The following is an 11,930-nucleotide window of genomic DNA, read 5'->3' as shown; positions in this document are numbered from 1 at the left end:
TCGATCGCGTCCGCCTGCTCCGGCACCGTCTCGTTCTCGACCACGAACTCGCGCGTCCACTCCTGCTCGGCCACGTGCTCCTCGAGCACGCGCGAGCCGGGCTCGCTCTCCACGATCTCCACCACGTCGATGGCCTGGGTGTCGTCGAACGGCTCGTCGCGCTGCGGCGTCTCGTCCTCCATCAGCTCGGCCTCCACGTATCCGGTCTCGCCTCTCAGGTCGCTCATGCGTCACCTCCGAACGACGCCTCGTACTCCTGCAGCCAGCGTCGCTGCTCGTCCATCACGGGATGCGGCTCACTGTAGACGTTGTCGAACATGCTCTCGATCGGCGGCACGCCCAGCTCCAGCGTGCGGCGGCGCACGTCGGCGGCCAGGTCGGCCGCCTCCTCGTGCGCCGCGTCGAAGAACGCCTGGCCGACGCCCTGGTTCTCCAGGAACGCCCGGAACCGCAGGATCGGGTCGCGCTCGGCCCAGTAGGCGACCTCATCGTCGGTGCGGTACTTGGTCGGGTCGTCGCTCGACGTGTGCGCGCCCATCCGGTAGGTGAGCGCCTCGATCATGCTGGGGCCCTCGCCGTTGCGCGCGTCGTCGAGGTGCTTCGCGGTCACCGCGTAGGCGGCGAGGACATCGTTGCCGTCGAGCTGCACGCCCGGGATGCCGAAGCCACTGGACCGCAGGTAGAGCGGCGTGCGCGACTGCGTCTTCACCGGCACGGAGATGGCCCAGTGGTTGTTCTGCAGGAAGAAGACCTGCGGGGTCTGGTAGCTCGCCGCGAAGACGAACGCCTCGCTGACGTCGCCCTGGCTGGTCGCGCCGTCGCCGAAGTAGGCGATGACCGCCTCGTCCACGTCCGGGTTCCCGGTGCCGACCTTGCCGTCGAGCTTGACGCCCATGGCGTAGCCGGTGGCGTGCAGCGTGTGCGAGCCGATGACCAGCGTGTAGAGGTGGAAGCCGTGGATGGCGGGGTCGGTCGGATCCCAGCCGCCGTGCGTGGTGCCGCGCAGCAGGCCCATGATGCCGACCGGGTCGATGCCGCGGATCATGCCGACGACGTGCTCGCGGTAGGACGGGAACAGATTGTCCTGCGGCTTGGCGGCGCGGGCGGAGCCGACCTGGGCGCCCTCCTGGCCGCGGCTCGGCACCCACAGGCCGAGCTGGCCCTGGCGCTGGAGGTTGGCCCCCTCGTCGTCCACGGCGCGCACGCGCACCATGTCGCGGTAGAAGGTGCGGTAGTCCTCCTCCCCGAGTCGCTCGAGGTAGGGGAGGTACTCGCCGGCCGGGTCGCTCGGCTGGAACCGGCCGTCTGCGGTCAGCAGCTGGACGGTGTTCGCCGGGCGCGGGGTATCGTTCGTCGCAACCACCGTTCTAACCTAACCGCTTGCCGGGGTGCCCATTTGGTAGGTTCCGCACAATATCGGCGGTGACCTCCAGGAGTTTCTCCACAGATTCCTGCTCGCCGACGCTGATCCGGATGCCTTCCGGCGGGAACGCGCGCACGGTCAGGCCCGCGTCGAAGAACGCGTCGTTGGCGGCCGCCGTCTCCGCGCCGGTGTCCAGCCAGACGAAGTTGCCGTTGGCCTCCGGCACGTTCCAGCCCTGCTCGATCAGCGCGTTCCGCAGCTTGTCGCGGCGCATGGCGATCCGTGCCACGCGCTCCATGAGCTCGTCCTCGGCGTCGATGGAGGCGAGCGCGGCGACGCGGGACGCGTCGGTGACGGAGAGCGGGATGGCCGCGGAGCGGGCCGCGTTCAGCACCGCCGCCGGGCCGACCGCGTAACCGATGCGCAGGGCGGCCAGGCCGTACGCCTTGGAGAACGTGCGCAGCACCACGAGGTTCGGGTAGTGCGAGAGCAGCGGGATGCCGTCCACCGAGGCGTCGTCGGTGACGAACTCGTAGTAGGCCTCGTCGAGCAGCACCAGGAGGTCGCGCGGCACTTTGGCCATGAACGCCTCGAACTCGGCGGCCGTGACCACCGGGCCGGTCGGGTTGTTGGGCGTGCAGACGATCACGACGCGCGTGCGGTCGGTGATCGCCGCGGCCATCGCCGGAAGGTCGTGGCCGCCGTCCGGACGGTTCGGCACCTGGACACTGGTCGCGCCCGCGACGGTGACCAGCCCCGGGTAGGCCTCGAACGACCGCCAGGAGTAGACGACCTCGTCGCCCTGTCCTGCTGCCGCGGAGATGAGCTGTGCGAGCAGCGCGACGGAGCCGCTGCCCAGGTGCACCTGCGCCACATCGACGCCGTGCCGCTCGGCGAGCCGCTCCCGCAGGTCGGCGCCGCCCGCGTTCGGGTACCGGTTGAGCTCCGTGAGCGTGGCCGCCACGGCCTCCACGACGGAGGGGAGCGGGGGATAGGGGTTCTCGTTGCTGGACAGCTTGAAACCGTCCGCCGGCGCGGGCCGACCCTGCTTGTAGGCGGGGACCGCCACGATCTCGGGCCGCAGCCGCACGCCGTGCGCGTCTTCGTCAGTCACAGACCCAACTTAGTCGCGGGCGCATTCCCGCGGGAGCATTCCTCTCTATCGGGAGGGCAGCGCGCGACGACGCTCGATGGTGAGGCGGATGGAGGAGTTGAGGAAGGCGGCGGCCCAGAAGACGAACTCGACGACGAGCATCCAGTCGATCGGGGCATGAATTCGTGGACTGAACGCGCCGAACGCACCCCAGGCATAGAAGACAGCGAGCCACCATCCGGCGCGAGGGCGAGCGGTGAGTCGCCACCACGCTCGGGACGGCTCGACCGGCTCCCCGTATCCCCTGAACGACCGCGCGAGCAAGAACTGACCCACGAACAGGAAGGGCTCCGTGATCGAGGAAGCGATGTCCGCCGGAACCACCAGCCGCAGAAGCGACGTGACAAGGAACCCAACGGCCCACAACCCAAGGAGGGCTGCGAGCTTGTGCCACGGATTCATCACCCGCAGCGGCCACCACTGCAGCGGCGGATACACCTTCTTCACGCGCGGCGCGTCGAGGAGCTGCGGCGGCACGAGTCCGTTCGTATCCGGCAACCGGCCGTCTCCATCGGGCATGACCGCGACTCTAGCGGCGAGCCCCTGTCCCGCGCGCCTCCCGTTTGGGAGGATGTGGCCATGCGATTCCTGCTCAAGGTGATCATCAACGCCCTGGCGCTGTGGCTGACGACCCTCATCGTCAGCGGCGTCACCGTCGTGCCCTACGCCCCCGGCTCCACGGCGACCGTCCTGACCTACCTGCTCGTCGCCCTCATCTTCGGCGTGGTCAACGCGATCGTCGGCACGGTGATCCGCATCGTCGCGTTCCCGCTCTACATCCTCACCCTGGGGCTCATCTCGTTCATCGTGAACGGGCTGCTCCTGCTCCTGGTGTCGTGGATCAGCGGCCTGATGGGCTTCGGCCTCCACGTCGCGGGCTTCTGGTGGGGCGTGCTCGGCGCGCTGGTGCTCGGCATCATCGGCTGGCTCATCGGGCTGATCTTCCGGCCGTTCACGCGCGAGCGCTGACCCGCTGGCGCGAGTGCGGGAGAATAGAGGCGAATCCACCACGCCGATCCCGCGAGGAGCCCCATGACCGCCCTGCCTCCCCAGCCGCTCAGCCCCCTGGACGGCCGCTACCGGTCCGCGGTGCTCGGCCTCGGCGACCACCTCTCGGAGGCGGGTCTCAACCGGGCGCGCGTCCAGGTCGAGGTCGAGTGGCTCATCTACCTGACCGGCCACCGGATGTTCGGCTCCTCCCCGCTGACGGACCAGCAGATCGCGCAGCTCCGCGCGCTCGCGGACGAGTTCGGCCAGCCCGAGATCGACCGGCTCGCCGAGCTGGAGGCCACCACCAAGCACGACGTGAAGGCCGTCGAGTACCTGGTCCGCGAGCGCCTGCACGCGCTGGGCCTGGACCACATCGCCGAGCTCACCCACTTCGCCGCGACCAGCGAGGACATCAACAACCTCTCCTACGCGCTCACGGTCAGCGCGGCGGTCGCGCAGGTCTGGCTGCCCGCGTTCCGCAACGTGATCGCCGAGCTGCGCGCCCAGGCCGTCCAGTACCGGGACGACGCCATGCTCGCCCGCACTCACGGCCAGCCCGCGACGCCGACGACGATGGGCAAGGAGCTCGCAGTCTTCGTGCACCGCCTCGACCGCATCCGGAAGCAGGTGGAGGCCACCGAGTACCTGGGCAAGTTCAGCGGCGCGACCGGCACCTTCGCGGCTCACCTCGTGGCCGACCCCGAGGCCGACTGGCCCCGTATCTCGCAGGAGTTCGTGGAGAGCCTCGGCCTCGACTGGAACCCGCTCACCACGCAGATCGAGTCGCACGACTGGCAGGCCGAGCTGTACTCCCGCATCTCGCACGCGAACCGCGTCCTCCACAACCTGTGCACCGACATCTGGACGTACATTTCGCTCGGCTACTTCCGGCAGACCCCGGAGCCCGGCGCGACCGGCTCCTCGACCATGCCGCACAAGGTCAACCCGATCCGCTTCGAGAACGCGGAGGCCAACCTCGAGCTCTCCAGCGCGGTCCTCGACTCGCTCGCCGCCACCCTGGTCACCAGCCGCCTGCAGCGCGACCTGACCGACTCGACCACGCAGCGCAACATCGGTGTGGGCCTCGGCCACTCGCTCCTGGCGCTCGACAACATCCAGCGCGGCCTCGCCCAGATCTCGCTCGACCGCGACGCCCTCGCGGCGGACCTCGACCTCAACTGGGAGGTGCTCGCGGAGGCCATCCAGACGGTGATCCGCGCGGAGGTCACCGCCGGCCGGTCCACGATCTCCGACCCCTACGCGCTGCTCAAGGAGCTGACCCGCGGCAAGCGCGTCGACCACGAGGCGCTGACGGCGTTCGTGGACGGCCTGGAGATCGGGCAGGCCGCGAAGAACCGGCTGCTGGCGCTCACGCCCGCCGGCTACATCGGGCTGGCGTCGGAGCTGGTCGACCGGCTCTGAGGTCTGCGGCCGGGGCCGCTGGACGGTCCCGGCCGACGCCCCCTCTCGGCCGGATGCCGGTCGAGAACGCGTGGGCCGGGCTCAGTGCCCGCGCGGCCCGTCGTCGCGTCCGCGGCGGTCGTCGCGCTCGACGCTCGGCTTCGCCGCGTCGCCGTGGCCTGCGGCCTTCTCCTGCGCCTCCGCGTCCTGCTCGTGGATGTCCTCCACCTCGGCCGCGGTCGGCTTGAAGGCGAGGGCGAACAGCGCCATCAGCACGAGCGACAGGATGAACGCGATCCCGAGCGCGACGCCCGCGAGGATGAACTCGCGCGTCGCGATGAGGACGATGAGGCCGACGAACACCCCGAGTCCGGCGGAGATGCCGAGCAGCTCGGCGGGGAGGAAGCGGTCGCGGCGGGTCGGCTGGAGGCTGTTGGTCACACTGGGGTCTTTCTTGTCGCGCTTGGTCACGATCCGCTCCCCGTCCGGCGTGCGGCCGTGGCGGACCGGGCGGCGGAACGCAGCGACGCCGCTCCGATGCCCTGGAAGACGCCGACGATGACCGCCCAGGCACCGAAGAGGCCGATGGCGAGCACCGCGTCGGCCGGCACGAACAGGAGCACCAGGGCCAGGATCGCGGTGAGCGCCCCGGTGATGAGCCAGTCGCGGGCGGCGGCGTCGCGCCGGCGCTCGCGCACCCAGCTGTAGAGCTCGAGCACGCCCGTCAGCGCGGCCCAGACGGTCACGATGTAGAGGTAGAGGCCGAGGCCGCTGGTGTTGAGGGCGATCGCGATCGCTCCGGCGAGGATGCCGATGCAGCCCTGGACGGCGAAGAGGGTCCGGGTGAGCCCCTTCGCGGCGAAGAGGAGGGTGAGGACGCTGGTCGCGAGGCCGTCGGCCACCGCGAAGACGCCGAAGACGATGAGGCCGAACTGGGCGGTGTGCGCGTCCCGGGTGAAGGTGACGACGGCGGCCGCGGCGAGCGCGACGATCGCGCGCACGGCGGGGACGACCCAATACCGGCTCGAGTTCGGATCGCCCTGATTCTGGGGAACGGCGGGTGCCACTCGGCGACCTCTCTCAGTCAGGATTCGCTTCCCAGTCTAGTCGCGGGCTACCTGCGCGTTTGCCGCGCGACGGCCTCCCGGCGCCGCTACGATCGCGCCATGCGGGTCGGTTTCGGTGTGCTCCGCGCGCTCATCGCGCTGCTGGTGCTGGCGGCGATCGTCGCCCAGCTCGCGACGAGTGTGCGGACGGTGGCCGGCAAGGGCGGCGACGTCGCCGGTTTCGTGGTGAACTTCTTCAGCTTCTTCACAATCGAGTCGAATGCCGCCACCGTCGTGGTGCTCGCGATCGGCGCGGTGCTGCTGCTCGGGACGCGCACGGACGATCCGGCGTGGTTCGGGGCGTTTCGCGCGGCGGTCGTCACCTACATGCTGACCACGGGCGTCGTCTACAACCTGCTGCTGCGCAACATCCCGCTCCCGCAGGGCACGACGGTCGCCTGGTCGAACGAGGTGCTGCACGTCGTCGCGCCGCTCTACCTGGTGCTGGACTGGCTGCTCGCGCCCGGACGCGTACCGCTGCGCCGCCGCACGGTGTGGGGGATCGCGGCGTTCCCGATCGTGTGGGCGGTGTACACGCTGGTGCGCGGACCGTTCGCCGCCGACGCGGTCACCGGGCGGCAGCCGTGGTACCCGTACCCGTTCCTGAACCCTCAGACATCTCCGAACGGCTATCTGTCGGTCGCGTCCTACATCGTGCTGATCGCCGCGGTGATCCTGTGCGCGGGCTACGGCGTGGTCTGGGCGTCGCGGCGCTGGCGGGGCGGCCGCGCCCTCCCGGGCGACTCGGCGACCGCCTGACTCCTCGCCTCTGTCTTAGGCGGCGACCGCGGTCGCGTCGTCGCTGTCGGGCCGCGCCCAGGCGACGATCCCCGCGATGGCGCCCACGATGAGGACGAACGCCCCGGTCGGCAGGATGGTGCTGCTGATCGGGTGGTGCCAGCTGAGCGCCGTCAGGACGCCGGCGGCGGCGCCGAACAGGGTGACGATCGAGAACGCCACGGAGACCACGCGCGCGATCCCGGTCTGGAGGAGCGAACGCACGCCGAGCGCGGCGGCGACGATGACCCAGGTGGCGGCGATCGGCGCGACTACGACCGCGCCGAAGTCGTCGCGGAGCAGGACGCCCGGGACGACGTACACGACGGTCGCGGCGAGCAGGAGGAGCACGCCGACGGCGGCGAAGCCGGTGAGCCGGCCGCGCTCGGAGCCGAGCCGGCCGACGGGCTCGATGAGGGTGGGCCAGGTGAAGGCCAGCGCGAACGACACCACGGCGAGCGCGACGGGCCCTGCGCCCTGCAGCAACGGGATGAGGATGGTGTTCACTCTTCCATTCCACGCGGAACGGCGGCGACGCGCGTCCTCCCTGAGGATGATCCGCGCTCGGAGAACGCTCTCAGCCGGCTTTCGGCCGGCCCAGCGGCGGCGTGCCGGTCAGGGCTCCTCGGCGAACGGGCTACTTCTCCTCAGCGAGCTTGGCCTTCGCGTACCCGACGAGCGCGTTCGCGTGGCCATGCCCCATGCCGAACTCGGACTTCAGCCAGCCCACGACCTCCATGTGCGTGGCACCGGTGTCGAGCCGCTCCACGACGAGGTCCAGCCACTCCTGGACCGGCCGTCCGTAGTTCTTCTCGATGCTCGGGAAGTAGGAGGGCGGCCCCATGACCTTCTCGCCGGGGGCGATCACGGGCGCGACGACGCGGTGCTGGGGCATGGGGGAAGCTTAGCGGTGGGCGCGTTCGGCGGTCAGGTCGGTGCGCGACGCCGGCCGGCCCGCGTACCGCATGAGCGTCGAGTCGCGACGGACGAATCCGACCGACTCGTAGAGGGCGATCGCCGCGGCGCGGCTGGGGCGGGAGGTCAGGTCCAGCGTCCGCAGCCCGCGCTGCTCGGCCAGATCGATGATCGCCTCCAGGAGCTTCCGGGCGATGCCCCTCCCGCGGTGCGCGTCGTCGACCACGACATCGTCGACATGACCACGCCACCCGGTCGGGAGCGGGAACGACGCGAGCGTCGCCATCCCTCCCACCTCGCCATCGATCCGGGCCAGGAACAGGTCGGTTCCCGGGTGGCCGATCATCGCGGCAAGGCGCTCTTCGTCGAAGGCCGCGGAGCGGGACAGCTGCGGCAGCAGCCGGCGCAACGCCTCCACGTCCGTGCTCTCGAGTGCGGCTGGGACGGCGACGTCGATGGTGGTCATGCCCGCCACGCTATCCCTCGGGGGCGTGTCGCGTCGGCTCTGGCTCCGCTCAGATCGGCGCCATGTCCGCGAAGCGGGAGTACATGCCCTGGAAGGCCACCGTCACGGTCTTGGTGGGGCCGTTGCGGTGCTTGGCGACGATCAGGTCGGCCTCGCCGGCGCGGGGGTTGTCCTTCTCGTAGGCCGACTCGCGGTGGAGGAGGATGACGACGTCCGCGTCCTGCTCGATCGAGCCGGACTCGCGGAGGTCGCTCAGGGCGGGGAGCTTGTCGGCGCGCTGCTCCGGGCCTCGGTTCAGCTGGGAGAGGGCGATCACGGGGACCTGCAGCTCCTTCGCGAGGAGCTTCAGCGCGCGGGAGAACTCGCTGACCTCCTGCTGGCGGCTCTCGACGCGCTTGCCGCTCGTCATGAGCTGGAGGTAGTCGATGATGACCATCTTGAGGCCGACCCGCTGCTTGAGGCGGCGGCACTTGGCGCGGATCTCGACCAGCGTCATGTTCGGGCTGTCGTCGATGTAGAGCGGGGCGTCGTTGATGCGGCCGCGGGTGGAGGCGATGGTGGTCCAGTCGCGGTTGTCGACGGTGCCCTTGCGCATGTGCTGCAGCGGCACCGACGCTTCGGCTGAGAGGAGGCGCATCGCGATCTCGCTGCGCCCCATCTCGAGGGAGAAGAAGATGGTCGGCATGTCGTGCTTGATGGCGGCGGCGCGCGCGAAGTCGAGCGCGAGGGTCGACTTTCCGAGCGCGGGGCGGGCGGCGACGATCACCATCTGCCCGGGGTGGAGGCCGTTGGTCAGCTCGTCCAGCTCGGCGAAGCCGGTGGGCACGCCGGTCATCGAGCCGTCCTTGTGCTTGGCGGCCTCGATCTCGTCGATGGCGACCGTCACGGCCTCGGTGAGGGGGACGTAGTCCTCGACCTCCTGGTGCCCCGTCACGGAGTAAATCTCGGCCTGGGCGTTGTTGACGAGGTCGAGGACCTCGCCCTCCGCCTTGTAGCCCATCTGCGTGATGCGGGTGCCCGCCTCCACCAGGCGGCGCAGCAGCGCCTTCTCGGTGACGATGTTGGCGTAGTAGCCGGCGTTGGCGGCGGTCGGGACGAGGCTGGTGAGCGTGTGCAGGTACTCGGCGCCGCCGGCGCGGGAGAGCTCGCCGAGCTTGGTCAGCTCGTCGGTCACGGTGATGACGTCGGTCGGCTCGCCGTGCGAGTACAGCGAGAGGATCGCGTCGTAGATGATCTCGTGCTTGGGAATGTAGAAGTCCGTGCCGCGCACGACCTCCACGACGTCCGCGACGGCGTCCTTGCTGAGCAGCATGCCGCCGAGGGCGCTCTGCTCTGCGAGGAGGTCGTGGGGAGGGGTGCGCTCGGGAGAACGGGCCTCGCCCGGTTCGCGGCTGTCGGCGAGACCGATATGGGCGATCGACACGTGCTCTCCTCACTTCTCCTGTTCGGCACGCACCGTTCGATGCGGCCGCCACTCCAGCCTGCGCCGCCCGCGACCGAACGGCGCGCGGGCACGCCGAGTGCGGCCGCCCCGGTCACGCCCGATTCAGGCTGTCCCGGGGAGACCGCGCCGAAGCGCGTCCGCTCGCAGACTACGGACGGCCACCGACAACGCCCCGCACCCTGTGCGAGCCGATCCTCGGCGGTCTTCCGTCGACGTCGCTCCACCCTACGAAGCGCTCACCGCCCCCACAACTCCACCTGTGGATAAGTGTGGGGAGAATCTGGGCGAAACGCCGACGCGTCTGTGCACAAGATGTGGGATGCGCTGTGGAAAACCAGAATTCTTTGCGGAGAAAACAGCTCTTGACCAGCTTTTTCCTATTCCCCAGGCTGTGTGTAAAAACTTCTCGGCGCCCTGTGATCTGCGGTGTCCACGGGTGTTTCTGCTCTGTGGATGGAGCCGGGGAAAACTCCCTTAACGCGGTGTAGCGGCGGGCCGGAGCCCGCCGCTACACTGTGAGATTTCCGACCGCTACTTGGCGGCGACCACCTGCAGGGAGATGACGGCCGAGAGGTCGTCGTGCAGGCGGACGGTGGCCTCGTGGTCACCGGTCACCTTGATGGGGTTGGGGAGCTCGATCTTGCGCTTGTCGAGCTCGCCGATGCCGGCGGCCTTGACCGCGTCGGCGACGTCGCCCGTCTTCACGGAACCGAACAGACGGCCCTCGCGGCCGGCCTTGACGACGAGCTTGACGCGGGTCGCCTCCAGCTTCGCCTTGAGGTCCTGGGCAGCCTCGATCGTGTGCAGCTCGCGAGCGGCGCGCGCCGCCTTGATCTGCTCGACCTGCTTCTCGCCACCACGGCTCCACACGATGGCGAAGCCCTGCGGGACGAGGTAGTTGCGTGCGTAGCCGTTCTTGACGTCGACGACGTCACCGGCGGAACCGAGGCCGGTGACCTCGTGCGTGAGAATAACCTTCGACATTGTGTCTCTTCTCGTTAACGGCCAGAGCCGGCGTAGGGGAGGAGAGCCATCTCGCGCGCGTTCTTGACGGCGCGGGCGATCAGGCGCTGCTCCTGGACGGAGACACCGGTGATGCGGCGGGCGCGGATCTTTCCACGCTCCGAGATGAACTTCCGCAGGGTCGCGACGTCCTTGTAGTCAATGACGCCGACGCGGACGGACTTCGCCGGGGCGGCGTTCTTCCCGTCCTTGCCCTTGCGGATCGGCTTGCGGCGGTCGCCGCTCGACTTTCCAGCCATGATTTCCTTTGCTTTCCGCCTGGCAGGCGCAGGGCCTGCCAGACAAACTCAGTTGTTCGGACCCGTTAGAACGGGGTCTCGTCGTTGTAGGAGCCCGGAGTGTTCCAGACGTCGGCGCCCGCGGACGGGTCCGCGGGGGCGGAGGCGGCCCACGGCTCCTCGACAGCGGGAGCGCCGCCGCCGAAGCCGCCAGGACCGCGCGACGACTGGGTACGGGTCACCTGAGCGGTGGCGTACCGCAGCGACGGCCCGATCTCGTCGATCTCGAGCTCGATGGAGGTGCGCTTCTCGCCCTCCTTCGTCTCGTAGGAACGCTGCTTGAGACGTCCCTGGGCGATGACGCGGGACCCCTTGGTCAGCGAGCCTGCGACGTGCTCGGCGAACTCGCGCCAGACGCTCGCGCGCAGGAAGAGAGCCTCACCGTCCTTCCACTCGTTCGCCTGACGGTCGAACGTGCGGGGAGTGGACGCGATGGTGAAGTTGGCGACGGCCAGCCCGTTCTGCGTGTAGCGCAGCTCGGGGTCGGCCGTGAGGTTGCCCACCACGGTGATGACGGTCTCGCCGGCCATGGGACTAGGCGCCGGCCTTCTCGGAGACGGCAGCGGCCTTGTCGGCGGAGGAGGACGCCTTGCGGGCGGCCTTCTCGTCGGCGCGCTTCTGAGCGGCCGCGACCTGGGCGATGGCCTCTTCGGCACGGAGCACCTTGGTGCGCATGACGGCCTCGCTGAGCTTCAGCTGGCGGTCGAGCTCCTTCGTGGTGTCACCGGTCGCGGTGAGCTGCACGACGGCGTAGATGCCCTCGGACTTCTTGTTGATCTCGTACGCCAGGCGGCGACGGCCCCAGATGTCGACATTGTCGATGGTTCCGCCGTCGTTGCGAACGACGTTGAGGAACTTGTCAAGGCTGGGAGCAACGGTGCGCTCATCGATCTCGGGATCGAGGATGACCATCAACTCGTACTGATGCATGACTAACCCACCTCCTCTGGTCTCAGCGGCTGCAGACGTTCTGCAGCAGGAGGGTTTGACATCGGTTGCGCAGGCAGGACTCCG

At 69.5% G+C, this 11,930-nt stretch carries 16 protein-coding genes; 3 read left to right on the top strand and 13 right to left on the bottom strand.

All coding sequences use genetic code 11. From position 1 onward, the window contains the following. Nucleotides 1–223: 223 nt before the first annotated feature. Genes HNR13_RS01830 through HNR13_RS01820 form a run of 3 tightly spaced genes read right to left on the bottom strand, consistent with a single transcriptional unit; the run spans nucleotide 224 to nucleotide 3,035 of the window. Entirely contained in the window at nucleotides 224–1,363 is a 1,140-nt protein-coding gene (locus HNR13_RS01830) for a thiamine pyrophosphate-dependent enzyme (RefSeq protein WP_179604174.1), read from the bottom strand. 4 nt (nucleotides 1,364–1,367) lie between these two features. Then, on the bottom strand, nucleotides 1,368–2,477 hold the full coding sequence (locus HNR13_RS01825) for a histidinol-phosphate transaminase (protein ID WP_343063406.1): 1,110 nt from the start codon (nucleotides 2,475–2,477) through the stop codon (nucleotides 1,368–1,370). A gap of 45 nt (nucleotides 2,478–2,522) precedes the next feature. Next, on the bottom strand, nucleotides 2,523–3,035 hold the full coding sequence (locus tag HNR13_RS01820; protein ID WP_246312696.1) for a hypothetical protein: 513 nt from the start codon (nucleotides 3,033–3,035) through the stop codon (nucleotides 2,523–2,525). Between the two features lie 60 nt (nucleotides 3,036–3,095). On the opposite strand from HNR13_RS01820, the gene HNR13_RS01815 reads away from it, so the two are divergent. Further along, nucleotides 3,096–3,485 carry a phage holin family protein gene (locus HNR13_RS01815; RefSeq protein ID WP_179604173.1) on the top strand — a complete coding sequence of 130 codons (390 nt, stop codon included), beginning with the start codon at nucleotides 3,096–3,098 and terminating at the stop codon, nucleotides 3,483–3,485. A 63-nt stretch (nucleotides 3,486–3,548) separates the two neighbouring features. Continuing rightward, entirely contained in the window at nucleotides 3,549–4,928 is a 1,380-nt protein-coding gene (gene purB, locus HNR13_RS01810) for an adenylosuccinate lyase (protein WP_179604172.1), read from the top strand. An 81-nt stretch (nucleotides 4,929–5,009) separates the two neighbouring features. Here the strand turns inward: purB and HNR13_RS01805 are convergent, their stop codons facing one another. Both HNR13_RS01805 and HNR13_RS01800 read right to left on the bottom strand, forming a co-directional pair. Next, complete coding sequence (locus HNR13_RS01805; RefSeq protein WP_343063405.1) at nucleotides 5,010–5,378, bottom strand: hypothetical protein; 369 nt, start codon at nucleotides 5,376–5,378, stop codon at nucleotides 5,010–5,012. Then, nucleotides 5,375–5,974, bottom strand: coding sequence for a DUF308 domain-containing protein (locus tag HNR13_RS01800; protein WP_179604171.1), 600 nt, complete (start codon nucleotides 5,972–5,974; stop codon nucleotides 5,375–5,377). Before HNR13_RS01800 ends, HNR13_RS01805 begins: the two co-directional genes overlap by 4 nt. Nucleotides 5,975–6,073: 99 nt before the next feature. On the opposite strand from HNR13_RS01800, the gene HNR13_RS01795 reads away from it, so the two are divergent. Next, complete coding sequence (locus tag HNR13_RS01795) at nucleotides 6,074–6,772, top strand: Pr6Pr family membrane protein (protein ID WP_179604170.1); 699 nt, start codon at nucleotides 6,074–6,076, stop codon at nucleotides 6,770–6,772. Nucleotides 6,773–6,787: 15 nt separating this feature from the next. Here the strand turns inward: HNR13_RS01795 and HNR13_RS01790 are convergent, their stop codons facing one another. The 8 genes from HNR13_RS01790 to rpsF form a co-directional block, all read right to left on the bottom strand. Then, a complete protein-coding gene (locus HNR13_RS01790; RefSeq protein ID WP_179604169.1) occupies nucleotides 6,788–7,297 on the bottom strand; it encodes a hypothetical protein in 510 nt (169 codons plus the stop codon). A gap of 130 nt (nucleotides 7,298–7,427) precedes the next feature. After that, nucleotides 7,428–7,685 (bottom strand): DUF4287 domain-containing protein, encoded by a 258-nt coding sequence (locus HNR13_RS01785; RefSeq protein ID WP_179604168.1) that lies wholly within the window; start codon nucleotides 7,683–7,685, stop codon nucleotides 7,428–7,430. A gap of 9 nt (nucleotides 7,686–7,694) precedes the next feature. Further along, nucleotides 7,695–8,171 carry a GNAT family N-acetyltransferase gene (locus HNR13_RS01780; RefSeq protein ID WP_179604167.1) on the bottom strand — a complete coding sequence of 159 codons (477 nt, stop codon included), beginning with the start codon at nucleotides 8,169–8,171 and terminating at the stop codon, nucleotides 7,695–7,697. 49 nt (nucleotides 8,172–8,220) lie between these two features. Beyond that, nucleotides 8,221–9,594 carry a replicative DNA helicase gene (gene dnaB / locus HNR13_RS01775; protein WP_179604166.1) on the bottom strand — a complete coding sequence of 458 codons (1,374 nt, stop codon included), beginning with the start codon at nucleotides 9,592–9,594 and terminating at the stop codon, nucleotides 8,221–8,223. 552 nt (nucleotides 9,595–10,146) lie between these two features. Beyond that, nucleotides 10,147–10,599 carry a 50S ribosomal protein L9 gene (rplI, locus tag HNR13_RS01770; RefSeq protein ID WP_179604165.1) on the bottom strand — a complete coding sequence of 151 codons (453 nt, stop codon included), beginning with the start codon at nucleotides 10,597–10,599 and terminating at the stop codon, nucleotides 10,147–10,149. Nucleotides 10,600–10,613: 14 nt separating this feature from the next. Further along, a complete protein-coding gene (gene rpsR / locus HNR13_RS01765) occupies nucleotides 10,614–10,877 on the bottom strand; it encodes a 30S ribosomal protein S18 (protein ID WP_018189012.1) in 264 nt (87 codons plus the stop codon). A gap of 65 nt (nucleotides 10,878–10,942) precedes the next feature. After that, nucleotides 10,943–11,446, bottom strand: coding sequence for a single-stranded DNA-binding protein (locus HNR13_RS01760; protein WP_179604164.1), 504 nt, complete (start codon nucleotides 11,444–11,446; stop codon nucleotides 10,943–10,945). 4 nt (nucleotides 11,447–11,450) lie between these two features. After that, nucleotides 11,451–11,846: a 30S ribosomal protein S6 gene (gene rpsF / locus HNR13_RS01755; protein WP_179604163.1), complete on the bottom strand. Its 396-nt coding sequence runs from the start codon at nucleotides 11,844–11,846 to the stop codon at nucleotides 11,451–11,453. Between the last annotated feature and the right edge of the window lie 84 nt (nucleotides 11,847–11,930).

Source organism: Leifsonia shinshuensis, from assembly GCF_013410375.1.
Classification (GTDB): domain Bacteria; phylum Actinomycetota; class Actinomycetes; order Actinomycetales; family Microbacteriaceae; genus Leifsonia; species Leifsonia shinshuensis.
Note: the sequence above shows the minus strand (reverse complement) of the source record. Positions and strands in the feature narration are given on the sequence as shown.